The 23,591-nt window shown below is 39.7% G+C and carries 20 protein-coding genes; 8 read left to right on the top strand and 12 right to left on the bottom strand.

From position 1 onward, the window contains the following. Positions 1-47: 47 nt before the first annotated feature. The 6 genes from ACYVFA_RS23945 to traM all read right to left on the bottom strand — a co-directional run bounded on the left by ACYVFA_RS23945 (position 48) and on the right by traM (position 4,582). The gene (locus tag ACYVFA_RS23945; protein ID WP_460474394.1) at positions 48-1,259 is read right to left on the bottom strand and encodes a recombinase family protein; all 1,212 of its coding nucleotides are present in this window, start codon (positions 1,257-1,259) and stop codon (positions 48-50) included. After that, the gene (locus ACYVFA_RS23940; protein WP_460474393.1) at positions 1,210-1,398 is read right to left on the bottom strand and encodes a hypothetical protein; all 189 of its coding nucleotides are present in this window, start codon (positions 1,396-1,398) and stop codon (positions 1,210-1,212) included. The genes ACYVFA_RS23945 and ACYVFA_RS23940 overlap by 50 nt, the downstream gene beginning before the upstream one ends. Before the next feature lie 68 nt (positions 1,399-1,466). Continuing rightward, complete coding sequence (locus ACYVFA_RS23935) at positions 1,467-1,760, bottom strand: hypothetical protein (RefSeq protein ID WP_460474392.1); 294 nt, start codon at positions 1,758-1,760, stop codon at positions 1,467-1,469. A gap of 21 nt (positions 1,761-1,781) precedes the next feature. Then, positions 1,782-2,585: a hypothetical protein gene (locus ACYVFA_RS23930; RefSeq protein ID WP_460474391.1), complete on the bottom strand. Its 804-nt coding sequence runs from the start codon at positions 2,583-2,585 to the stop codon at positions 1,782-1,784. 31 nt (positions 2,586-2,616) lie between these two features. After that, a complete protein-coding gene (gene traN, locus ACYVFA_RS23925) occupies positions 2,617-3,468 on the bottom strand; it encodes a conjugative transposon protein TraN (protein WP_460474390.1) in 852 nt (283 codons plus the stop codon). Between the two features lie 28 nt (positions 3,469-3,496). After that, a complete protein-coding gene (gene traM / locus ACYVFA_RS23920; protein WP_460474389.1) occupies positions 3,497-4,582 on the bottom strand; it encodes a conjugative transposon protein TraM in 1,086 nt (361 codons plus the stop codon). A 449-nt stretch (positions 4,583-5,031) separates the two neighbouring features. On the opposite strand from traM, the gene ACYVFA_RS23915 reads away from it, so the two are divergent. Next, positions 5,032-6,243: a zinc metallochaperone GTPase gene (locus ACYVFA_RS23915; RefSeq protein ID WP_460474388.1), complete on the top strand. Its 1,212-nt coding sequence runs from the start codon at positions 5,032-5,034 to the stop codon at positions 6,241-6,243. A 24-nt stretch (positions 6,244-6,267) separates the two neighbouring features. On the opposite strand, the gene ACYVFA_RS23910 is transcribed toward ACYVFA_RS23915, so the two are convergent. Both ACYVFA_RS23910 and ACYVFA_RS23905 read right to left on the bottom strand, forming a co-directional pair. Then, complete coding sequence (locus tag ACYVFA_RS23910) at positions 6,268-6,735, bottom strand: DUF3299 domain-containing protein (RefSeq protein ID WP_460474387.1); 468 nt, start codon at positions 6,733-6,735, stop codon at positions 6,268-6,270. A gap of 112 nt (positions 6,736-6,847) precedes the next feature. Then, positions 6,848-7,315, bottom strand: a complete 468-nt coding sequence (locus ACYVFA_RS23905; RefSeq protein WP_460474386.1) for a DUF3299 domain-containing protein — start codon at positions 7,313-7,315, stop codon at positions 6,848-6,850. Positions 7,316-7,407: 92 nt separating this feature from the next. Here ACYVFA_RS23905 and ACYVFA_RS23900 point away from each other — a divergent pair, with 92 nt between their 5' ends. Next, positions 7,408-7,776 carry a hypothetical protein gene (locus tag ACYVFA_RS23900; RefSeq protein WP_460474385.1) on the top strand — a complete coding sequence of 123 codons (369 nt, stop codon included), beginning with the start codon at positions 7,408-7,410 and terminating at the stop codon, positions 7,774-7,776. A gap of 11 nt (positions 7,777-7,787) precedes the next feature. Beyond that, a complete protein-coding gene (locus tag ACYVFA_RS23895) occupies positions 7,788-8,225 on the top strand; it encodes a hypothetical protein (RefSeq protein ID WP_460474384.1) in 438 nt (145 codons plus the stop codon). A gap of 219 nt (positions 8,226-8,444) precedes the next feature. Here the strand turns inward: ACYVFA_RS23895 and ACYVFA_RS23890 are convergent, their stop codons facing one another. From ACYVFA_RS23890 to ACYVFA_RS23875, 4 genes are read right to left on the bottom strand one after another with little or no spacing between them, the layout of a single operon-like run. Further along, a complete protein-coding gene (locus ACYVFA_RS23890; RefSeq protein WP_460474383.1) occupies positions 8,445-9,902 on the bottom strand; it encodes a DUF3526 domain-containing protein in 1,458 nt (485 codons plus the stop codon). 11 nt (positions 9,903-9,913) lie between these two features. Then, on the bottom strand, positions 9,914-11,326 hold the full coding sequence (locus ACYVFA_RS23885; protein WP_460474382.1) for a DUF3526 domain-containing protein: 1,413 nt from the start codon (positions 11,324-11,326) through the stop codon (positions 9,914-9,916). Between the two features lie 9 nt (positions 11,327-11,335). Continuing rightward, complete coding sequence (locus tag ACYVFA_RS23880; RefSeq protein ID WP_460474381.1) at positions 11,336-12,523, bottom strand: hypothetical protein; 1,188 nt, start codon at positions 12,521-12,523, stop codon at positions 11,336-11,338. 4 nt (positions 12,524-12,527) lie between these two features. Further along, a complete protein-coding gene (locus ACYVFA_RS23875; protein WP_460474380.1) occupies positions 12,528-14,669 on the bottom strand; it encodes a TonB-dependent receptor domain-containing protein in 2,142 nt (713 codons plus the stop codon). A gap of 489 nt (positions 14,670-15,158) precedes the next feature. Between ACYVFA_RS23875 and ACYVFA_RS23870 the strand changes: the two genes are divergently transcribed. From ACYVFA_RS23870 to ACYVFA_RS23850, 5 genes are all read left to right on the top strand, one after another. Next, positions 15,159-17,663, top strand: a complete 2,505-nt coding sequence (locus ACYVFA_RS23870; RefSeq protein ID WP_460474379.1) for a TonB-dependent siderophore receptor — start codon at positions 15,159-15,161, stop codon at positions 17,661-17,663. A gap of 77 nt (positions 17,664-17,740) precedes the next feature. After that, complete coding sequence (locus ACYVFA_RS23865) at positions 17,741-19,189, top strand: ABC transporter permease (protein WP_460474378.1); 1,449 nt, start codon at positions 17,741-17,743, stop codon at positions 19,187-19,189. A 1-nt stretch (position 19,190) separates the two neighbouring features. Next, a complete protein-coding gene (locus ACYVFA_RS23860) occupies positions 19,191-20,552 on the top strand; it encodes a DUF3526 domain-containing protein (RefSeq protein WP_460474377.1) in 1,362 nt (453 codons plus the stop codon). A 12-nt stretch (positions 20,553-20,564) separates the two neighbouring features. Further along, positions 20,565-21,260 carry an ABC transporter ATP-binding protein gene (locus ACYVFA_RS23855; RefSeq protein ID WP_460474376.1) on the top strand — a complete coding sequence of 232 codons (696 nt, stop codon included), beginning with the start codon at positions 20,565-20,567 and terminating at the stop codon, positions 21,258-21,260. Positions 21,261-21,307: 47 nt separating this feature from the next. Further along, on the top strand, positions 21,308-23,515 hold the full coding sequence (locus tag ACYVFA_RS23850; protein ID WP_460474375.1) for a carbohydrate binding family 9 domain-containing protein: 2,208 nt from the start codon (positions 21,308-21,310) through the stop codon (positions 23,513-23,515). Positions 23,516-23,591: the final 76 nt, after the last annotated feature.

Raw genomic sequence — 23,591 nt, 5'->3', positions numbered from 1 at the left:
AGTCCTTTTTCCGCAAAGTAAACCCTTTTTTAGCTACTCCCCAACTTTTAAGATTGATCCGAGAACCATCTTTCGTAGGTGTCATGAGAGATTTTATTGGTAATCCATTTTTCTTCTATGGCAAACAATTTCGAATCCTCTGCTTCAAGCTCCTTTTGTTTCTCAAATAGTAGCTGTTTATCAGAAGCTGTTTTGGTTTCAAAAATGCGGAGTGCATTTTTTTGAATAACCCCAATCATTTTGTCTGGTAAGCTCATGAGCCCGAAAACTTGTCTGAGTTGGTCATGGGCCTTTATTGCACTCAAATTTATATGGTTGGTTCGGTTACACTTATAATAGTAATAGTAATTACCCAGTTTCCCGCGTGAGGGCGCTCCTGTTAATAGCTTTCCGCAAAAACATTTCAAAACACCTCTTAAAGGTATTTTCTCATCAATAACCACTCTTTCCTTTTCGGGTTTTCTAAGTTTACGCTGAACCATTTCCCATGTAGTAAGGTCAATGATCGGTTCATGCTGTGCAGGGAATAGCCCGCCGGGATAATCTTTGAAAGCATCTACATGTTGCAACCCTGCATATAATGGATAGCTCAGAATACGTTGAATGGCTACATTGCCTGAACGCCTGAATCCTTTTTCTTTAGCCTGTTCAGCAATAATATAGATAGGTATTCCTTTTAAGTAAGCATTGTAAATAAATTTTACCACAATCGCTTCGGATTCATTAACAACGAGTTTCCGATCCTTACGTTCTCCTACTTTAAAATATCCGAAAGGCGGGTTCTTATAAATATAGCGTCCTTCCTTAGCTTTAGCTGTATAAATACCCCCACGCACCTTGATACTCCTGTTAATATTATCTTCTTCGGCCAGAAGCAACTGCAGACCCGCTCTGAAGAAACTACCCGGTGTATCGTAATCAAAGGTTATTCCTTCAGTGACACTTACAATCTGGATACTGTAAGTTTTTTGCAACTTTTTTACGTAACCCATCGCTTCACTCGCATTACGGCTAAAGCGATCAAGTTGGTCGACAATCAGATAGTCGACTCTTTTATGGTGTTTCGCTATAAACTCCTGTAATTTTATAAAGTCTGGTCTGTCAAATGTTTTGGCACTATAACCCCGATCAATGAATGTGTCGACTAAATCTACATCATTGTTTCGAAGCCATTGACTGGTATATAATTCCTGTCTTTCAATGGATCCGTTACTTTGCTTTCTGTCGCTGAAGCGTAGATATCTGATTGCTTTCTTCATATCTTTCCCGAATTGAAATATTTACGATAATTTCCGCTATCAAATTTAACAATTTGGCTTCAATAACAGAAGAAACAGGCTCTTTAATTGTTGTATAATTTAAACCAAAATGAGGGTTTTTCTTTTCCACTTTTTCCATCTTACACCTCCTAATTTTAGACAATAAAAGCCCTTTCGGGCTTTCATTAATTGTTTGTATTAATCTGATTATTTACTTTCAAAAAAATAGATTTTACTGCCTTTGTTCTTATTGAAAGAAGGTTCATAACGGATATAACCAAAATCACTTAAATCTCTTACACATTTCAGATAAGTTGCCGGAGAAGAGATTTTAGCAATAGGCATGATCTCATTACTAAACGCAATTATCGGGTTTTTAAAACCTTTTTCTTTTCTGTATTGCAGTAAAGAAGCATAAATACCAATATGTGTGATACTGATGCGAGGATCCTTTTCAATGAATGAGAAGAATTGCGATAATGGTGCTAATACCTCTTCCATGACGAACTTATCACTGTTTTTTTAGGCGAATTGCGATTGCCTTTTAGTCTTTTTTTTCATTTTGGAAGTCTCAGGACCTTCGTCATCAGCGTTGCCCTGGCGTTCGTTCCTGCTTCCTTTCTTCAATGATTGACTTTCTGATGTCGACTGTTTTTCCGATTTCTCTTGTCGCATATCTATTCTTTTGAGATTCGTATCATAGATGTTGATGGTCTTGAATTGGGGGCTGGCCTCAATATAATGCTTTTGGTCGATCCCATCTTTCTGAAAGGTTACCGACTGAAGATTACCTTTTTTCAGCGACTCAATTAGATTATTCTTAAATTCTTCGTTAGTAAACTCCCTGATAGGATGTTTGGCCAAAGCTGTTTCCAGATCGTATCCATAATTTTGGTGATAATGCTTCAACTTGAAGTTGCCATTGTCATGGCTTTCTTTAAAATCCATCTGTATCCAGGCATTAAAGACCTGTCCTTCTTTATTAGTCAAGTCTTTATTCACAGCCCTGCCACTCATGAGATTGTAGGCCTCTTTGAGCGTAATACTATTACCCTTATTGATATAGAACTGCTGCTCCATTTTTTCTGAAGCCCCTTCTTTCTGTAAACTGACCTGATAGGAATTAAAAAAATATAGGTCACTTTGTTTAGACTTACTGAAATTTAATTCCGTATTTACCGTATCATTGCCATACTTTGTATAATGGTGGAGCTTAAACTCCTGCGTGCCCTTTTCAATAGCCGTTTTCAGTTTATCTTCCAGGCCTTCTCCGAAACCTGTGAACTTAATCTGGTCCCGCAGATATTCAAAATTTTTCTGATTCATGACTTCCATCTATTTAGCGTTTAAAAGTGAATTAATCGGATGTGTATAGCCCCTTGACGGGCTCAGCCCGGACAATGGTCTTGTTTTGTACCTTTAAGTTCAGGTGTCTGCCTCCATTCTTTTCCATGAGCTGTATAGCCAGGTACTTCTTGTCGGGAATGGTGAATTTTGGGAGAGCAAAAACGACTACCTGCTGAGTCTTCCCTGAAATCCTATCAATATTACCCTCTACATATACAGGCTTTATCTCTATTTCCTGCGAGGCGGTTCGTTTCGCTTTTTTCTGGTCGCGGATGAAAAAGCGTAACTGGTCAATATCAAAGGCGAGATGTGTATCATTCCCCAATCTTAGCCGATAATAGATGATATTATCTCTGATAAATAGCCCGTCTAATAACAGCGTAATTCCAAACTTCCAATCCCTTTTTCTGGTCGTTTTTCTATCAGAATTGGCTATCACACCTACATCGAGCCTAACTTCAGCAGCATTGATTATTTCGGGAACAAACTGGATAGTCCCTTTTGTCTGATTCTCCGTTACCAGCGAAAGATTTAATAATGCTGGACTATCGGCGTAATTTACCGTAAAAGAATATAGTCTGCCATCTGCTGTCACAACCGTCAGATTCGTTTCCTCAAAATCCTGTTTTGCGGCCTTTAATTGAAGGATATTCTCTATTCCTCCCGCTTTCTGAACTAATACGTCTTTGCTCCCCCTGTCCACACTTTTGATAGCATAGGGAAAAACAATGTTCGTTGTTTTAGCATATGTAATCTGCAATTCTCTGGAAGGAATGCTTTGGTCAGATTGTTGCGCATGTGCATTTATATAAGTGAGAAATAGGCCTATACACATAATTCCTGCTACACTAACTGTTCTCATCTTAATGAATTTTTAAGTTTTACAATAGTTAATTCTGTTTCTGTTTTTCATCATACAAAAGCACCTGGTATCCTGCTTTCACCGTAACCTTGACTAACTTTACTTTCTTACTTAATAAGGATTTTGCAGCCTGAACTCCGGCAGTGGCTGCCTGTGCCTCCCAGGAAGAGTCCAATGAACTCAGACCTATGGTCTGAATAGACCGGTCAGCGGATTCTTTAGCCACCTCACGATTGATAGCCCCAGGAATATAAATTCCTGCCAATCCGTCCAGATCATAGACAGACAAATCAACCCGAAAGAGGGATTGATTGTAGCGTATGCTATTAATCTGTATTTCCAGTCTTTCTCCATTCAATTGTGCCATTCCAAATAGAAAATTATCTTTAGGAATATTCACTCCATTGATTACCACCTCATTGATCAACCTGAGTTTTACTGTTGAGCCGTTGACTAGTGTCTGGGTTTCGTGGATAACGGCTTCAATCGCATTCTGAACATTTTCTCCTGCATAGGTGTCGAAACCATTCGTCATACGATTATTCTCGCCATCCGTACTGAGTAGGGAAACAGGGAGTTCCTTCGCAGTAGTTGTGACTGGATAAACACTTCCTTTTTGCTGTACAGTATTTTCACTTGACCTTTGCTGAACCCGTTCTGGATGCTGAATGTCCAGAATCGTTTCCAATACACTGTTAATCTGCTTCATTTCTTCATCCTCTTTTCCCGGATCAGTCATCGTCTTCATCATTTGTTCCAGGCGATCAATATCTGCTGAATGCATGCTGTTACCCAGGTTTCCACCAAATGAGGAAGATGCATAAGGATTAGGTAAATTAGGCCTGGAACTATCGTTTAACTCCCGATCCAACTGTGCAAGTTTCTGATAGATTTTTTCTTCATTTGCGTCATTGTATCTGGTATGGCTGTTCAGGGAGGTGTTCAGGCCGCCTGCTATTAAAGTATCGTTCTTGCCATTGAGAGCTGATTTCCTGTAATTGGGATCGTTTTTCATGAGCTCTTTGAGTTTTGCCGAATCTGCCTGTGCCTGATTATAAAAATCAAGTTTGGTTAGTGCATGGTCATCTTTCAGCGTTGCATAAGGTAGGTCCAATAGGAGACCTGAAGGATTTCAGGTCACAGCCTATTCCGGTAGGCTGAAACAAAACCCGGGCGGCAAAAAGACAATCCCTACATAGGGTAGGGCAGTCTTTTCGCCGGAAATCGGTACAGCCACTTGCACCGAAGCAGCCTGTCGCATTTTCCTGAAGGAGGCTTCGGTGCAAAAGGCTGTGTACATAAGTAGGATTGTAGCTGATTGGTTTTTTATAAAATCTGATTTTAACAGTATTTACATAATGACGAATAACGTTGAATTACCTGAGAGACTTAGCTCCAATGAATGTTAAGATGGTTATCACAACAGTATTCATGTGCATATAGCCCACCAATTTTCATTACTACTGATTGAATCATAGTAATTTTAAATATTTTTGCAACTTTGTTGCAAGTGAGTATTTTGAGTTTTATTTTTGCAACAATGATGCAAAAATAAAACTTTACATGAAGAAACTACCCGTAACAGTTCTGTCCGGTTTTTTAGGTGCCGGAAAAACAACCCTGCTTAATCACATCCTACATAATAAAGAAGGGCTCAAAGTAGCAGTGATTGTCAATGACATGAGTGAGGTAAATATTGATGCCCAACTGGTTGAAAAAGAGAACACCCTCTCGCGTACGGAAGAAAAGCTCGTTGAGATGTCGAATGGCTGTATCTGTTGTACTCTCCGTGAAGACTTAATGATTGAGGTAGAAAAACTGGCCAGAGAAAATAGGTTTGATTATTTGTTGATAGAATCGACAGGTATTTCTGAGCCGGTTCCGGTTGCTCAGACTTTCAGTTTTAGCGATGAGGAAAGTGGGCTTGATTTATCAAAATGGGCATACATAGATTGCATGGTAACAGTTGTTGATGCTTTCAATTTCGGTAAGGATTTTGGTTCGCCTGATACCATTGGTAGCAGAAACCTAACCGAAAATGATCAGGATTATCGCAGTATTGTCAACTTACTGACTGACCAGATTGAGTTCGCTGATGTCATTATTTTGAACAAGACCGATCTAATTACTCCTTATCAATTAGGAGAACTGAGGGCAGTCATACACTCACTGAATCCAGGATCCAGAATCATTCAATCATCCTTCAGTAAGGTCAACTCGAATCAAATCATTAACACCGGGTTATTCGATTACGATAAAGCAGAGGCATCGGCAGGCTGGGTTCAGGAGCTTGAAAATCGTAAAAAAGGTAAAGTTCACACCCCGGAAACAGAAGAATACGGCATCAGCAGCTTTGTTTTTCATGATAAGCGTCCGTTCCATCCGGAAAGATTCTGGACCTATCTGTCAGAAAACTGGCATGCGGGCATTATCCGCTCTAAAGGATTATTCTGGATTGCTTCAAGACCGGATGAAGCCCTTAACTGGAGCCAGGCTGGAGGATCGCTAAGGGCGGAAAGTGCTGGTGTGTGGTGGGCCAGTATGCCTTTTAGTCAACGAATCAGATATGCATCATTTGTAGACAATCAGAAAAAGATTGAAAGCCGCTGGGACAAGAGATTTGGTGACCGCCAGAATGAACTCGTTTTTATCGGTCAGGACCTGAACAAGGAACTCATTGAGTCGGAACTAGAGCATTGTTTATGCTCAGAAGCCGAAATAAAACACATGGAAGCAAAAGGAAGATTTAAAGACCCTTTTCCGTTGTTTAATTGAAAATTGGTTTGGTATCTTGAGGAGCTAGTTTATTTTCTGAATTGGTTCAGTATCAGTCAATATATAATTAAGTTCCTCAGGATTAGTGCCATTTAATCTGAAAATACCTCTGACAATCCAGATTTCATCGGTAGTAAATTTTTTCTTTTTCTTCAGTTTCAATTGAATAATTGATTCGGGGCCGGAACTGCCACAGAAAAAACAGGAAGCCATAGGGTTGGCCGAAAGAACGTATATATTATTAGCAGCATCCACAGGAATCATGTATCCTTTGATTTCCACTTGCTTGTATTCCAGCAATTGAACCTTGTTGCCGAATTCAGGATATAAGACATACATTCGCTGTATCTGACTAAACCTCTTACGAAAGCGTACATCTTCCAGATCTTTCCAGGTGATTTTTATAACAGCAGGCAGCATTGTGAATCCGGCAGTGGCAAGGCAGGCGACTATCATTATCCAGTTTCTGATTTGTACTTTGAATACTTTCATTATTTCCAGAGGGTTTACTGTTTGCTGAAATAGATATTAAACTGAAGCCATCTTAAAATCCCTGAAAATTTTAGATGACTTACAAATTCAAGGACTTTTTTGTAAAGCCTTATCAATTAATTTTCCTGACTGGTTGCGTATTTACCAGTATATAATTAAGCTCTTCTACATTGTCGGCGTTTAGTTTAAGTATTCCCCTAACCTCCCATATATCATCAGTTACGAATCTTTTAGCCTCCTTCATTTTCAATTGAATTATTGATTCGGGGCCTGAACCGCCACAGAAAAAACAGGAAGCCATGGGTCTGGCAGAAAGCACAAAAATTTTCTCAGTAGGATCTACGGGAATCATAAATCCTCTTATCTTAATCTCTTTCCCTTCAAGTGCTTTCACTTTTGCACCAAATTCAGGATAGAGCATATGCATGCCTATGTCTTCATTAAATTTCCTTGTGAATCGCACATCCCGCAAATCCTGCCAGGTAATTGTCAACACTTCTACGGGAGGAAGAAAACTGCAAATAAGAGGCAAGGCAGCCATGAAAAATACAAGACTGATTTGTTTACTAAACTTTTCCATAAAATAGATTTGATAAGAATGAAACAAATACATTTGCAACATTGTTGCAAATGTATAAATATTGTTCTATTTTTACAATAGATTTTTTTAGTATGAAAGAAACAAGGAGTTTTTTAGGAATTGCCATTACCACACTTTTACATTCTTATTGCTGTATATTTCCCTTATTTATTAGTGTCTGGGGTAGTGTGTCAATGCTGGGGAAATTATTAGTACTTCAACCATTTTTCTGGATTATCCAGGCTGGTGTATTAGGATTTACTTTATATGGGTATTACTTTAAAAATCCAAATCCCACCAAAAAGCAACGTTTAAGAATTATGCTTGTTTGGGGCTTATTACTATACTCATTAGGGATTTTTATTATCCCCCATACAGACTGGATTAAATCTGATATTGAAAAATTAAAAATCGAACAAACGAAAAGAATATTACAATCTAAAACATCAAAATCTGATTAGGTATGAAAAAAATGGCATACTTATTTGTTTCGCTACTGATTGCCTGTAGTTCTAAATCTCCGAAAGATGATCCTGTTTTAGTTGAGGCTAATAAAATTCATCTGGATGCATCCGCCATTCAGGAAGAAATTGAACCAACTATTGATAATTTGGATAGCCTTAAAGCGCTGCTAGTCACGAAGAAAACACCTGCGGCAGATTCATTAGTAAGCAGCATTGAAAAAATCAAAACGGATTTTGAAGAGTGGGAGAAAAATCTGTTTGAGGTGCCCGGTTTTGAGCACGCCCACAAAGAAGGGGAGCACCACCATCATAACCATACTCCCGCACCTGAACTTCCAGCCGACAAAATGCTTGAAGTACAAAAAGAAATCAAAGCTGATATAATAAGAATTAAGCAAGAACTAACTGATATTTTAAACAAAGCTAACAGCAAAGTAAAAGCCTGAACATAATTTTCAAGTTGTTATGATATGCCCATTGAACGAATAATAGGTTGTGTTAAATCAGCAGAAATTTCAAGTTTTGCTTAGCCGAAAAAGCCATTAGTAAATGCAACTAATGGCTTTTTCGGATGGTTAAAATTAATTTGAGTTCCATCATATACAACAAGTATTAGTTTGAGAGGCATGAGTTCTGGTGAATATTCCGATAATTTTCTGTGCGGATTACATGCGCAAGGTATTAAGTTTTTTATTACTTATCTGATATAAAATATAGCTGGCAGTTATTAAAAATAGAAAACTGCCAAATAATAATAGGTTGTTCGGGGTGTGAGATTCCGGTTCAAAAACAGGCAATTTCTTATAATCAGACTCCTGAAGTGGGCGCACATTGAATAAAGCCGGGAAATAAGCTGCATGTATCTTCTGCTGAAACTTTCTTGCCTGCCAGATAAACTCATGATTTGCCTGAGCATCATTAGCGGCCAGACTTGTTAGGAGACCATCTACCGCTGCCGCAGGATTAATAAAGACACTGCCGTCAGTAAGGGCTTGTCGTTGTTCAACTGATGAATAATATTTCTTAACTTCAACTGTGTGCATTTCATTCAATAATTCGTGATAAGCAATAAAAACTGCTAACCTGAATGCCGGGGTTTCCGGTGTGATGCGGGCATTTTTATATGCCGGGTGTAACTCACCTAACTGACGGATAGTCTGTTTGCCAAAATCGTCATTTTCGAATTTATCTCCCTGTGGCCGTCTCGACATCGTACTCACAATGGTATTATCTACCCTTACTATCGTTTCTGCAAGCATCGTTACTAAGGCAGGCATAAGCATACAAGTGGTAATCCACATCATACCACTACAAAGGGCATTAAAAGAGGTTGATTTACCAAAGGAATTTATAAAATATACGATAGCAAACCATAAGAGCAGATACAGGTTTACAGCCACAAAAAAATGTAAATCCTGCAAGCCAGCGTTCTGATGAAAACTAAGTGCATTAAGGGTGATACCTGCTGCAAAAATTAAAAGTAGTAAGATTTCTATCAATAGGGCTGTCAGAAGAAATTTTGCTAGTAACCAATATTCTGCTGAAACCCCCTGACTAAAAATAAGACGCCAGTTTCCGTTATCCAACTCTGCCGAAAAGGTGTTGAAATTTAAGAGAATAATCAATAGCGGAAGCAGATAGATAACCCAGAAGGTAACATCGAAATGCCCTGCCAGCGAACGCAGAGGGTTGTTGATTTCGCCCTGCTTGAATAATTGCATGAAAAAATTCTCTATCTTAATTGTATAATAGTAGGGAAATGTATCTGCCTGACCGATGTTATAGATAGCCGTGCTGATGGACTTTTTAAAAGCAGGCAAAGCAATGATGCGGTTACCCACAAAAACGCTGCCTGCAAGATTAATTTTCGCTTTACCCTCTGCAGTGCTTGTATCAGCATGAAAGTTCTGAAGCTGGTCGTTTATTACTTTCTGCTTTTCAGCCGCAAAAGTTTCAATAGTGTTTATCTGCCTGCGCTTGAAACTAAATCCCTGATACAGGCTATACATACCTGCAATCAAAAACACGCCAATCAAGAACCAGTTGCTTTTTTGTTTCCTGAATTTCCAGTAATGTAAACGTATTAAGGATGGAAGACTGATGGTATTAACTGATGAATTCATGATTGTTGATTTTAACTAAATAAGTTTTTATTACCTATGCTCACGAGCACTAGACTCAATGCAAGCACCCATAAAACCAGCCATATATTTTCTTTGATTGCATACTGCAACGACCAGCCCAGCGGATGGGAGTCAATATGCAAATCTTTGATCGTATCATAGATGCCTGATTTAACCTTATAGGTTTCGAATTCACCATATTTTGAGTTTTCCATCATATCCACATTCATGGTTTGAACAAAATCTCGTCGGTATTTTTCGGCTTGTTGCTGAAAATCTATTTCTGTTTCCAAAGTAGCACTTGTTCCTGTCATGGAGAGCGTTCTGACAGCTATAAAAGGGCTAAAAATAGAAAACCAGCCTTGCAAATCTTTCTGTTTTTTCAAGGTACGGAATATTCGGTCAAAATAATGGTCATAAACCTTACTGCTATATTCTTCTCCCTGCTGCATAATGTAGCCCACAAAATTGAATGGCAATTGTTGCACACTATCTACTTTGTATTTTATGAGCAGGTCTTTTTCTATTTTTTTCGCTCTGTCACCACTAGCATTATGCCCATCAAGGCCTTTTTCAATGGCTTGCGCAATCTCTTTTCGGAATTCGTAATTGGTTGAAACAGGGTAGGTGTTTTCAGCAATATTGGCAGCCACTCTTGGTAAAATAATAAGCGTTAACATCCATATTAACAGTAAGGCAGAAACAGACGTACCGACATCTTTTATCTGTGCAGAGATAATGACCCCTAATAGACTCCAGAAAACATAATACAGCGAATAAATAAGCCATAGATATAGGGTAGCTTCCAAACTTAGGTTACCAAAGAGAAACCAGGCACTTAAAGCGGTTAAGGACAGATAGCTTATCAGAAATATTTCAAAAATCAGAAATACTGCCAGAAACTTCGACCAGAGTATGTGTTTCATGGCTACCTCTTGCGAAAGCAGAAGCGCCAATGTTCCTCTTTGCCTTTCTCCATTGATGATATTAAAAGTGAGCAAAGCGATTAGCAAAGGAATAATAAACTGACAGATCAAGGCAGGAGACATCCAGCCAAATCGTATGCCTGTATCGCTTTCCTGCGTTTTGTTGAACAGAAAATCATTCTGGCGGTGAGGCTCCAGATAAATGGAGGTTCCGGTATAAATGGTTAAACCAGGATCAAAACAATGCAGGGCATAGGGCTTTTTGTAGGCATAGTTACCGAAGTGAGCCGCAATGTGCGGATGCTTTAACTCCTGTGTAAGCCAGGCTGCCCGTGATTTCTCCTGGGCTGACATTCTGGTCTGCCACAAATCGTGCTGGTAGTGCAATTGATGAACTAAGGCCAGCAAACTGAGGAACATTAGAAAAAATATCAGCCACTTAAGGCGGCTATCACGCCGCCATTGAAGCCATTCGTTGAAAACAAGACGTTTAATCATTTTTTCAGCTTATTTAATTTTTACGAATCCATTACATTCGCCTGCTGCCACATCAAATTCCTTGGTTACGGCACCCGTTGCCAGATTCATCGAGTAAATGGCATTCGTACTGGCTGTAGGTGCACTCAGGTAAAGTTTTGTATTATCCCACTTTTTTGCAAAAGCCGTGCTGAATACCTGAGGTAAGCTCGAAGAAACTTCACCTTGTGAGGTTCTGGCGTTCAAATCGATTTTATAGTACTTATATCCGGCTTTTTCTGAGTTATCGAAAGGATAATAATCAGGGTCTTCACTTTTTAAGGTTAATGCCTTGCCATTGCCATAGTAAAAGATTCCCTGCGCATCTGAGCCAAGAGTAGATTTCAGATTAAAAAAGTAGTTCTGGTCAAAAGCGGTTTCTCCATTTTTTATTCGCACAATTCCACTCGGTACTTTACTGCCATTTCCTGTACCCATAATATACAGGTCTTTATTTTCATCAAGCACAAGGCTGCTGGCTCCAAATCCATATTGCGGGCCGGAGTTCCAGATTATGCCGCATCTACCATCAGCAATAAGTTTTTCTACCTGATTGGTGGTTCGGTTAATGACTGTTACATAAACAGAATCACCCAAGTTTGAAAAACTGGCATCCTGATAGTTTACACCCATAAAAAGGTAGTTATCCCGATGTGCCATGCCCAGATAATATACTTCTGTGGCCTTAGGTTTCTGGATAGAGGTAAGGTCGACAGAGGCGGTTACCTGCATGGTGGTCGGATTAAATTTTACCAGTTTAGGTACGCCACCAAAACCATTGCTGGCGGCATAAGCTTCCGTATCACTGATGAAATCAATGGCACCAAAAGTTTTTAAACCCTGTACTATAAACGAACCTAATTCTTTGGGTTTGCCGGCATCGTCAAAGCCATATTTGCGCAAAGTAGCCGGGGCTCCAAAAGTAGTAAGATACGTATAGCCATTATAGGCATACATGATTCCACTACTGGGTAACTCGGCCGCCCCTGCGGTTGAGACTGTACCTGTCGGGAAATTCTCGAAACCCATAAAGTAAGTAGTCTGGTTAGGATAGGTACCTCCTGTAACAGCCATGGTATACTGAATACTTTCTCCTTTGGTAGGAGGAGTTTCGGCATCTTTACAAGCATTGAATAAAATAATAATGGCACTACAGAGAAGTAAGGTAATCTTTTTCATTGATTTAAGTTTTAGAATGATAAAATCGGAGTTTAACATGATAGGTTCTGCCCGGAAGCTGAACCTTAAAATTATCGTAGAGCAGTTTATCAAAAAGGTTATTGACATCTATTGCCAAAGAGATTCTGCTTTTGTAGTGCAATAAGGAAATACCAATATGATTGATAAACTGACGGGGAATAATATTTTTCAGGCTGGGGTCTCCATCTACTGCCCAATACAGATAGTACTGATGCACATAATTGCAGTTCCAGTAAAACTGCATATTTGCTTTTTTGCGCATGACACTATCTTTTACAAGTGTAATGCCCGCATTGGCAAACAGATAGGGGATATTGGGAAGCCTTGCATTTTTGTAGCGTTCATTATCAATTCCATAGCCTGCCACATAAGACTTGTTGCGTAGATCCTGAAAGGTAAAGTTGGCATCCAGATTCAGCCAGGCGTAAGGACGTACCCTGACAGCAGTTTCTACACCTTTTATATCGGCTCTGAGTATATTCTGATATTCAGAATAAAAAATGGAAGGGGGTAGATAAATAATGTTGTCTAGTTTCCGATAAAAACCTGTTAGCTCTGCATCTATGACAGCACTTCTGAAAACTGTATTCAGGTTAATGTTGTCTGAAGTTTCAGGTAATAAGTTTGGATTAGGGCGAACCAGCCGTAAATCGCCGAATGTTTCAAGCTCGTCAGGCAGCCGGGTAGCCTTTTCATAAGAGGTCTTTACAAAAAGCTGGCTGTTAATAAAATAAGTAAAAGCAGTATTGAAACCAAAACGATGGATTTGATGGCTGACAGGAATTAAGCTTAAATCCTCACGCTTATTACTCGAAAAAGCGGCATAAAAATATTTGAGCGAAGATAGATTAATCAGTTTTTCATTGAACCACTTTGTTTCGATACTTGCCCCACTTACGTTCTTTTTCATGATTTGCGCCTGTCCGAAGAAATCATTGCCATAGAATTTTAAGGCAACGGGGTCAGCGCCTTTCCGATAGAAATACTGGAAAGTATTGGCCAGATTAATTTTAGTATTTTCTGAAAGGAAATACGTAAGTACCTGACGCATATTAAAAACGCTGGCGTTTGTGGTGAGTAAACTTCCGGAGGAACTGATTTCTCCACCCGTGTAACGCCTGTCTACTACTTTCCCTTCCCAATTATAGACATTTAAGGTAGTATCCCTGAATTTACTGATGGTTTCGTTATAATTGAAATAGGTGTTGAAATCGAGATTTTTGAACAGGTTTACTTTTTGGTACCTTAATTGTAAGCCTTTCAGCGAATTTGTAAACAGGGCCTCCCCATAGGGCTGTCTCATAATTACATTATGTTGCAATTCATCAAAGCTGTGGGCATATTGAAATTGTAACGATAAAACATTAGCCCATTTTAACTGGCTCAGCCCTGTTTCTATTTTCAGGTTGGTAAATATAAAACGGTTATGAAAGCGTCTGACATTTTTAATAACTGGATTCCCGAATTCATCAGGTACTTCGGCCTGTACCCGATAATCATTATCTGAATGATTATAACTACCGCCAAGCCCTATATAAAAATGGGGTTTTATGAATTTCTTTAATTGTAATACATTTTTATAAGTATTAAAAGAGCCATAAGCCGTAGAAAAATCAAGATAATCTTTGTTGTCTTTTCGGGTAACAATATTCACGGCTCCACCCAGAGCGTCTGTTCCCAGTTCAATAGGTATCACGCCTTTATATATTTCAAAACGCTCGGTTTGCTGAACCGGAACGATGTTGATGCCTTGTGTTTGCCCCAGATTATCAATAGGGTTGCCATCAACAAAAAACCTGATTTGTTTTCCGCTGATGCCGTTGATGAAAAAGTCAGCATTGGCACCATACCCACCGTTGGTTCTGATATTTACACCACTATTCTGTTTAAGAATATCCAGGCTGTTCTGGTTGCTCTGATAAAATACTTTTGTATTAATGACCAGTACATTCAAAGGCTTTTCTTTGAGTGTAGTGATTACTGAACTTGTGACTTTTACCTCGTTCAGCTGTTTTATCTTTATTGAATCTTCCTGCGCTTGTATCTGACCACCGGCCAGAATGAGTAGCAAAAGGAGAATATTTTTTTTTAGTAGTAATTGTTTCAGGATGTAAGGCTTTCTCATATTTATTAATAAAAGCTATTTTTTAATATACTTTTAATCAGCCGAAGAGTCCGAATTCTAAACTTAATTGCTGCTGTGAGCAAGGGAAATTCAGTTGAATATTTAAGGACAGGTTATATCTTCCAGCGTCAACTCGTAGTTCGTTGTAAAGTCATGCAAACTCATATGGTCAATCCAAAAAGTTTTTTTGTAATGGTTTTTCAAGGCCATAAATGCCTCTTCTGAGTCCATTAAAACACAATTAGCTTAGCGCAACAATAATTTTTTTTTCGTTTATGCAATACTGTTGCAAAAATACAAAAGTAATTTTCATGTGCAACATTGTTGCAAATAATTTTCTTTTTCCTGCAGCTTTTAAGTTATTATATCTCTCCGCTTTATATTATTTGCAATATAGTTGCATTTGTACTTTTTCTTAAACTATATTTGCAACTTTATTGCATAAGCAACATGGTTGAGATTATGTAATGCCTAAACCATAATTATTTAATGAAATCTAAAAATCTACTCTTCATCATTTTCAGTTTAATTCTTTGCTCTTATTCAGGCTTTGCACAGAACAAACTAAAGGGGCTTGTCAGACTTGAAGACCAGAGCCTTGCGGCAGGGGCATCAATTAGCCTGGAAATAAATGATCTTAAAAAAGGTACTATTTCTGATAGCAAGGGCGCATTTCAATTTGATAATCTGCCGGCAGGTAAATTCAAACTTAAAGTTAGTTCAATCGGATACGAGCCATTTATTCTGGAGGATATGCTCAATGAAACGGAGAAGAGTGTTGAGGTTCTTCTGAAACCAGCTGCCAATCAATTGCAGGACGTTGAAATTATAGGGCGTGCACGCAAGGATTATTCGAGCGATTACAGCTTCTCGGCTACCAAAATAGCTGTTAAAAATAAAGAATTACCACAAGCCATGAGTACGGTTACCAAAGAACTGATTGCCGACAGGCAGGCTTTTCAGTTAGCCGATGCAGTAAAAATTGCCAGTGGGGTTATTCCTTCCAGTTATTATAACCAATACAACATCAGGGGTATTAGTCAGAACGAAGAGGGTCAGATTATTAACGGAATGCGCACCCGCCAGTATTATTTTCTGCAACCCCTCACTACCAATATAGAGAGGGTAGAAGTACTCAAAGGCCCGGCTTCGGTTACTTTTTCCAGTGTTGACCCTGGCGGAAGTATCAATATGATTACCAAAAAGCCCCTTACTGAAACACGCCGTGAGGTAAGCCTAAGTGCGGGCAGTTTCAGTACCTTAAGAGGAACGCTCGATTTTACAGGCCCATTGAATGAGTCTAAAACCTTATTATACCGCCTTAATGGGGCTTATCAGGAGGCCAGTTCTTTCCGTGATTTAGTAGGTAACAAGTCTGTGCTGATATCTCCCTCATTTAGCTACATTCCTAATAGTAAAACGGCTATCAATACAGAATTGATATTCAGTAATATGCTTGGTAATCTTGACCGTGGGCAACCGATTTTCGGGGCAGTAGCCGGTCAAACCAATCTGAACAGTACACCTATCAGCCTTAATCTGGGAGCTTCAAACGATTTTTTCAAGTCAAAAGAGTTGATTCTGATGGCTAACCTTTCGCATAAATTCAGCCAGCACATCAGTTTCAATGCTGCTTACATGAAACAAACCTGGACAGAAGATTTGCAGGAACACCGAACTACCAATGCCTTTGCAACCGATATTAGTGGAGCGCCTGTTACAAGCCTGGTTATGATGCAAATGGTACAGCGCAAGCAGGTATGGAATACAGACAACCTGAATGCCTATTTTAACTTTAACTTCGACTTAGGCAAAACTTCTCATAAATTAGTGGTAGGCTATGACCTGCAAAACTGGCATAAGCTGAAAGGCGGTGGGCAGAATGCCGCAAGGGGCTTTTTGTTGAAAGATGGTACGGTTGCCTCAGGTTTTGTTGTAGCGAATGCCGCCAATTACCAGACGATCACGGTTGATGGCAAAACATTGCCTAAGCCTAATGTGAATTATTTTGACCTGAAAAATCCAACTTACACCATCCGTAATCTGAACGATTATGTGATGAATTCACGAACAGCTTTGCCGTCTGCCATGACCAGCACTAATGCTATCTATTTGCAGGAACAACTTAAAGTTGGTAGGTTTTCTGCACTGTTAAGTTTAAGAAATGAGTGGTTTGAAGACATAACCAATTATGAAGCCCCTAAAGAAGCATCTTTTAAAAATACGGCACTCATTCCCCGAGTGGGCCTTACTTATGTAGTCAGCAAAAGTATCAATATCTATGCTACTTACCTGAAAGGCTATCAGCCGCAATCAAATACCGTCACATTGATGCCAAGCACAGGTGGTTATTACGGAACAGACCAATCGGCTGCGCAATTTAAGCCACTGGAAAGCGATCTGAAAGAATTGGGTATGAAATGCACTTTAGGAGGTAGTCAGTTTACGTTGAGTGCGGCTATCTATGAAATCAATCAGAAAAACATTCTGATGAATGCCAACGACCCTACCAATCCTGACCTGTTGGTACAAAGAGGTGCAGACCGCAGCCGTGGCTTTGAGACTGACCTGGCTGGTTATATTCTTCCAAACTGGCAAATCAATGCTTCTTATAGTTTTATTGATGCGGTTATTATGATGGATAGAGACGAAAAACTGATTGGTCAGCGCAAAGAAAATACACCTAAACACAGCGGTAATCTTTGGACACGCTATAATTTCAGTGGCACTTCGGCTATGAAAGATTTGGGAGTAGGCTTTGGTATGCAAACACAAAGCAGCCGGATTCCGTGGTTTAGCAGAGCCTTTGAGGTTCCGGCTTTTACTACGTTCGACGCGGCCATTTATTATACACCAGCCAAAAGTAATGTACAGATGGCTCTCAATCTAAACAATGTTTTTGATAAAACTTATTGGATAGGCGCACAGAATTATACGCGTCTGTTTCCGGGAGCACCAAGAAACTTCATCCTCACAGCTACGTATAAATTCTGATAATCAGGCAAATCTTATAAGTCATGCACTTATAAGATTTGCCTTTACATACTTTTCGGAAACTATTTTTTTATACTATGAAATTTAAAATTTTAAAAATACTGGCAAAACAGGTCTGGAATACTATCCTTAAAAACAAGAGTACTTTTGTACTGATTGGCATTTTTAATGTGATGCTTCTATTGGCTCTTTTTTCTGGTTTCAAAACTCTTCATCAACAACAGAATTCAGTAAAGGATTATAGCCATGAAGTGCGTGAGCGTTGGGAAAATAGCCCTGATAAACATCCGCACAGGATGGCGCACTATGGCTACGTGGTTTTTCGTCAGAAATTCCCCTTGAGTTTTTTCGATTTTGGTATGGATTCCTACCTCGGTAATGCTGTTTTTCTGGAAGCACACCGTCAGAATACTGTCAATTTCTCTGAAGCCAGCCTATCCAACGGCTTGTTGCGTTTCGGTGAGATTTCGGCAGGCATGATTTTACAAATGCTATTACCCCTGTTGCTATTCTTCTGGGGATTTGCGCTCATTGCCAGAGAAAGGGAAAATGGCACCTTAAGAATTTTGCTTACACAGGGCATTAGCTGGCAGGAGTTGATTACAGGCAAAGCTATGGGTTTGTTTTATCTGTCTCTCACCATGTTTATTCCTGTAATTGTGACAGGATTAATTCTCTTGTTATTGGCCAATTCAGGTACAGAAATTGCTCAGGCGCTTGTTCGTCTTCTAACTATGAGTGTCTTTTATCTGGTTTATTTGTTCGTTATCGCTCTATTAGCTGTTTATGTATCTGCCAGAAGCAGCAATCCTAAATCTGCTCTTATTAAACTGATTGGTTGCTGGCTGGTATTTACGCTGATACTTCCTAAAGTTTCACAAGTAGCAGGGCAAGGCCTTTTTCTTTCTCCTTCCAAAGTAGAGTTTGATACAGCAGTGGAGGCAGAACTCATACAGCAGGGTGATAGCCACGACCCGAACGACCCGCATTATAAGGCATTAAAGGATTCATTACTGATGGCTTATAAAGTAGACTCTACACATAAACTCCCGTTTAACTATGGCGGCTATGTGATGAGCGAAGGAGAGCGATTAAGTGCAGAAACCTTTATTCGCCATCAGGAAGAACTGGTCCATATCTATCAGCAACAACAAAATATTGTTCGCTTTACGGCACTGATAAATCCTTATATAGCCATTAAGAACCTCTCAATGGCATTGTCAGGTACAGATTATGGTACTTACAACGATTTTCAGAATCAGGTGGAAGCCTACCGCTACAAACAGGCTCAAGCCATGAATGAATTGCAGATAAAGCTTATCAGTAATAGAGTCAAAAGTTCTTCCGCTAAAGAGGGGGCAATCAGTAGCCGGCACTGGAAAGATTTTCCTGATTTTGACTATCATTTTTTGCCCTTTACCAAGGTATTCAGCAACGAAATCATTTCTGCGGCTTCCCTGTTGCTCTGGCTTTCCGGCCTGTTCTTTCTGATACGACTCACTTCTAAACGACTAAAAGCATTTTGATATGGCAGCACTGTTAATTAAAAATTTTCTGCGCTCAAAAGGCTTTTTAACTGGTCTTTTGATTTTGTTTTTTTCCGGCTTACTCAGTTTGTATATCGGGAAACATTTCCTTGAAAAGAATCGGGAGATTATTGAGAAAACAGCCCATTTTCAGCAGGAAAATCTCGACCGCTATGTGAAAAATATCAAAGAAATGAGTTCTCTGCTCTACTATGTCCGCTTTGGATTAGTTAACAAGACCTCTAACCTGTCTGGACTATCCATTGGTCAGCGAGATATTAATCCTGCTGTTATGAGTGTAACTATCCGTAACCTGCAGGAACAGAAATACAATAACGATTTAATGAACCCTATGTATCAGCTAATCGGTAATCTGGATTTCAGTTTCGTTCTAATCTATCTTTTTCCCCTGATTATCATCGCGTTTGGCTTCAATCTGATTTCAGAAGAAAAAGAAGAAGGTACCTGGAGCCTGGTATTGAGTCAGGCGGTTTCTCCGCTTAAAATGCTTCGGGTAAAAATAGGTATCCGTTATGCCAGTGTATTAGCTGTTCTGTTACTGCTTTTTTTGATTGCGAAATTTTACTTAGCTATTCCATTTGATGCAGCATTTGGAGCGTATATCATCAGTGCGTTACTTTATACGAGTTTCTGGTTTTGCCTAGTCTGGCTGGTGGTATCGTTTCACAAAAACTCAAGCCAGAATGCCCTGGTTCTGCTTACCTCATGGGTGCTGTTGACCATTGTGATTCCAGCAGCGGTCAATGCTGCTATTGTTAATTTATATCCCGTACCAGAGGCTTTCAGTACAGTGCTTGAAAGCCGTGACGGCTACCATACACAATGGGATAAACCAAAAGAACCTGCCATTCAGCATTTTTATCAACGCTATCCTCAATTCAGGCAGTTCAAACACCCGGAAGGTGCAGATTACAGTTCACTTTGGTATTATGCCATGCAACAACTCGGAGACGATGAGGCGATTAGTCAGGCAAATGCCTTGAAAGATAAACTCATGCAACGGGAGACTATTAGTAATGCCATTGGACTGTTTATCCCAACCATACATACACAACTCACGCTTAATTTATTAAGCCTGTCAGATATGAATAATTATCTGAATTTCAATGAAAAACTGGCTGATTTTCATGAGAGGAAAAAACTATACTTTTTTCCGAAAATGTTCAGCAATGTTCCTGTGGCTCAACAAAACTGGAAGATTTTTCCGCTCGAATATTTTCAGGATCAAGTGACCGTTCAATGGTTGAAATTGCTTCTGCCATTAATGATCATCAGCGGAATATGCCTGTTATGGGCCCAAAATAATTTTATCAGAAAAGGCACTCTTAATCATCATCTCTAAATTCTATATATTATGCTAACAGCTAAGAACCTGACAAAAAAATATGGCGAACAAACGGCATTGAACAGCCTCAATCTCGAAATTAATTCAGGAGAAATATTTGCCCTTCTCGGACAAAACGGTGCTGGTAAAACCACTACCATCAATTGTTTTCTGGGCTTTATCGAACCTACTGGTGGCGAAGCCAGCATCAATGGCAAGTCTGTATCCAGTCATTCGCTTGAAACAAAAAAAGACCTGGCTTATATTCCGGAAACGGTAATGCTTTACCCGAACCTGACAGGCTTAGAAAACCTTGAATTCTTTTCTTCACTGGCCGGATTTACCTATTCAAAAGCGGAATTAAGCGGTTTTCTGAGCAAAGCGGGATTGCAGGCATCGGCACATGAGCAAAGGGTAGGAGGGTATTCTAAAGGAATGCGCCAGAAAGTAGGTATTGCCATAGCCATAGCCAAAAAGGCCAAAGCCCTTTTGCTAGATGAGCCTACGAGCGGTCTTGACCCGAAGGCCTCCAATGAATTTTCGGAGATATTGAAAGAACTCTCACAAAGTGGGACAGCCATTCTAATGGCTACCCATGACATTTTCAGAGCCAAAGAAGTAGCAAACCGGATTGGCATTATGAAAGAGGGAAACCTGGTTTCGGTTATCAATGCCAGAGATATTTCGGCTAATGAGTTAGAAAAACTGTATCTGCAAACTGTTTAAAGTTTCAGTTAAGGCTGAATGAATGCCCGGGTCTGACATTCTATGTTATGAAAAAACTTATACCTTTTATTTTCTTATTGCCAGGTCTGTCATTGGCGCAAGACTCGCTCTCTAAAGGCAACTTCAATCCACCTGCCTTTGCTCCGGTTGTAAAAGCTCTTGAGACAAAAGAGCGTATGCAGATAGATGGAAAATTAGATGAGGTATCATGGCTTAGTGCGCCTGTTACTGATAATTTCTTCATGATGGAACCCCGGCAAGCAGGACAGATTAAACATAAAACATGGGTAAAAGTATTGTTTGACGACAAAAATCTGTATTTCGGTGTGTTCTGTGCCGATAGTCTGGGTAAAAAGGGGGTAAGAATTCAGGACTTACGAAGAGACTTTGTTTACGGGGAGAACGATGTATTTTATTTGCAACTGGATCCGCAAAACCTGAAACGCTTCTGCGTGAGTTTTCAGACCACTCCCTATGGGAACCAGAGAGAATTGCAGGCCTTTGATGACACCTTTAAAGATAATGACTGGGATGCCCTCTGGAAGGTACGTACTCAGATTACAGATGAGGGATACTTTGCTGAGTTCGCTATTCCTTTTAAGTCGCTAAGGTACGAAAAAGATAATAGAGACTCAGTTTCGTGGGGCATTACGCTGGCACGACTAGCCCGGAGAGATTATGAGATGACAGTCTTTCCGGCCATACCTCAGACTTTTTCTCCTTACCGCATGACCTATGCCGCACAACTGACTGGATTAAAGCTTCCCAAGCCCTCTCTGAATCTGCGTGTAAACCCTTACCTACTTTATCAGAATGATAAAGTAACTGATGCTGTCGGTAATACCCGGATAAAATCTACCCCCAAACTAGGTGGAGAGGTTAAATGGGCTGTAAATCCTAGCTCTGTAGTGGATTTTACTTTCAATACAGATTTTGCTCAGGCAGATGTTGACCGTGCGGTAAATAATCTGACCCGCTTCAATGTTTTTTTTCCTGAAAGAAGGCAGTTTTTTCTGGAAAATTCAGGTATATATGCCGGAGCCAACGTAGATGGTGTAAATCCATTTTTCAGCCGGACCATTGGCCTGGCCAATGCGCAGTTTAATGCAACTCCGGTATCAATTGATGCGGGCTTGAGGTATACCAGTCGTACGCAGAAGCGTACCATCGCAGGCTTGTACGTACATCAACGAGGCAATGAAACACAATCAGGAGCGAGTTTTGGCGTAATGCGTTATCTGCAGAATTATGGCAAACAGAATAATATAGGGGTCATGTTGACGCACCGGTTGGACGAAGCCAGCCAGGAAAAAGGCCTGAGCCAAAGAAATAATACAACCCTGAGTCTGGACGGACTCATTCGTCCCAACGATAGCTGGACCATTACCTATTTATTGTCTGCTTCAAGAAATAACACTAATGATAACATTGGCATAGCCGGAAATATCTATACGGCATTTACGCCTCAATATGCGTATATAGCCTGGCAAAGCAAATTTGTCGACCAGAAATACGTGCCGGGTATGGGTTTTGTTTTTGCCAACAATACCATACACCATAATCCCGGAGGCTACTTTATCTGGCGGCCAAAGGGTAAGCTAGGCCAGCTGATTCGCCGCTGGGACCCGGGTTTTTTTGTTAATTACTATCAGAATACCAATGATTTCAGTATACAGGAATCAAACCTGTATTTGTTTCCTGTGTATATTATTACTTCTACCAACGCACAAATTGAATATGCGATTTATCCAACCTGGCAGAGATATAATTTTGTATTTAGCATTTTAGGACGAGATATACCTTTAGGGAATTATAATGTAATAAGGCAAATGTTTCGGTATGAAACAGATGCTTCAAAAAAAATTTCACTTGAAACTAAATATGAGTTTGGCGGCTATTATAATGGTCGTTTAAATACGCTCACGCTGGCAGGGCGTTTGGCACCTATACCACACTTAGCCCTGACTGCCAATTATGAACACAATACTTTCAGTAATTTCGGAACAAAAAAAGAAAACTTCAGGACTGATTTGTATTCAGTGGGATTGAGAATTGCCCCTAATCCCCGCATTCAATTATCTTCCTTTTATCAGTATAATACCCTGGATATGAGAGGACAATGGAATATCAGAGGCTCGTGGGAGTTTGCCCCATTGAGCTTTCTGTATCTGGTTTTTAATAAGTCTGATTACCGGGAATCACCTATTGCCACTCAGGCTTTTATCAGTAAGATTAGTTATATGAAGCAATTTTGAATCGGGTGTTGGTAAATAGGAAGGTTTATTTGTTCTATTTACCAGCATTTGAAATGGTAGTTGCCGTTTAAAAATT

Source organism: Emticicia fontis (genome assembly GCF_054779675.1).
The sequence above is the reverse complement of the archived record's forward strand: the minus strand, read 5'-3'. Positions and strand labels throughout refer to the sequence as shown.

What these genes read in the sequence shown, in the direction of transcription:
- ACYVFA_RS23945 (WP_460474394.1), bottom strand. Translation starts at nt 1,259, where the DNA reads ATGAAGAAAGCAATCAGATATCTACGCTTCAGCGACAGAAAGCAAAGT.
- ACYVFA_RS23940 (WP_460474393.1), bottom strand. Translation starts at nt 1,398, where the DNA reads ATGGAAAAAGTGGAAAAGAAAAACCCTCATTTTGGTTTAAATTATACA.
- ACYVFA_RS23935 (WP_460474392.1), bottom strand. Translation starts at nt 1,760, where the DNA reads ATGGAAGAGGTATTAGCACCATTATCGCAATTCTTCTCATTCATTGAA.
- ACYVFA_RS23930 (WP_460474391.1), bottom strand. Translation starts at nt 2,585, where the DNA reads ATGAATCAGAAAAATTTTGAATATCTGCGGGACCAGATTAAGTTCACA.
- traN (WP_460474390.1), bottom strand. Translation starts at nt 3,468, where the DNA reads ATGAGAACAGTTAGTGTAGCAGGAATTATGTGTATAGGCCTATTTCTC.
- ACYVFA_RS23915 (WP_460474388.1), top strand. Translation starts at nt 5,032, where the DNA reads ATGAAGAAACTACCCGTAACAGTTCTGTCCGGTTTTTTAGGTGCCGGA.
- ACYVFA_RS23910 (WP_460474387.1), bottom strand. Translation starts at nt 6,735, where the DNA reads ATGAAAGTATTCAAAGTACAAATCAGAAACTGGATAATGATAGTCGCC.
- ACYVFA_RS23905 (WP_460474386.1), bottom strand. Translation starts at nt 7,315, where the DNA reads ATGGAAAAGTTTAGTAAACAAATCAGTCTTGTATTTTTCATGGCTGCC.
- ACYVFA_RS23900 (WP_460474385.1), top strand. Translation starts at nt 7,408, where the DNA reads ATGAAAGAAACAAGGAGTTTTTTAGGAATTGCCATTACCACACTTTTA.
- ACYVFA_RS23895 (WP_460474384.1), top strand. Translation starts at nt 7,788, where the DNA reads ATGGCATACTTATTTGTTTCGCTACTGATTGCCTGTAGTTCTAAATCT.
- ACYVFA_RS23890 (WP_460474383.1), bottom strand. Translation starts at nt 9,902, where the DNA reads ATGAATTCATCAGTTAATACCATCAGTCTTCCATCCTTAATACGTTTA.
- ACYVFA_RS23885 (WP_460474382.1), bottom strand. Translation starts at nt 11,326, where the DNA reads ATGATTAAACGTCTTGTTTTCAACGAATGGCTTCAATGGCGGCGTGAT.
- ACYVFA_RS23880 (WP_460474381.1), bottom strand. Translation starts at nt 12,523, where the DNA reads ATGAAAAAGATTACCTTACTTCTCTGTAGTGCCATTATTATTTTATTC.
- ACYVFA_RS23875 (WP_460474380.1), bottom strand. Translation starts at nt 14,669, where the DNA reads ATGAGAAAGCCTTACATCCTGAAACAATTACTACTAAAAAAAAATATT.
- ACYVFA_RS23870 (WP_460474379.1), top strand. Translation starts at nt 15,159, where the DNA reads ATGAAATCTAAAAATCTACTCTTCATCATTTTCAGTTTAATTCTTTGC.
- ACYVFA_RS23865 (WP_460474378.1), top strand. Translation starts at nt 17,741, where the DNA reads ATGAAATTTAAAATTTTAAAAATACTGGCAAAACAGGTCTGGAATACT.
- ACYVFA_RS23860 (WP_460474377.1), top strand. Translation starts at nt 19,191, where the DNA reads ATGGCAGCACTGTTAATTAAAAATTTTCTGCGCTCAAAAGGCTTTTTA.
- ACYVFA_RS23855 (WP_460474376.1), top strand. Translation starts at nt 20,565, where the DNA reads ATGCTAACAGCTAAGAACCTGACAAAAAAATATGGCGAACAAACGGCA.
- ACYVFA_RS23850 (WP_460474375.1), top strand. Translation starts at nt 21,308, where the DNA reads ATGAAAAAACTTATACCTTTTATTTTCTTATTGCCAGGTCTGTCATTG.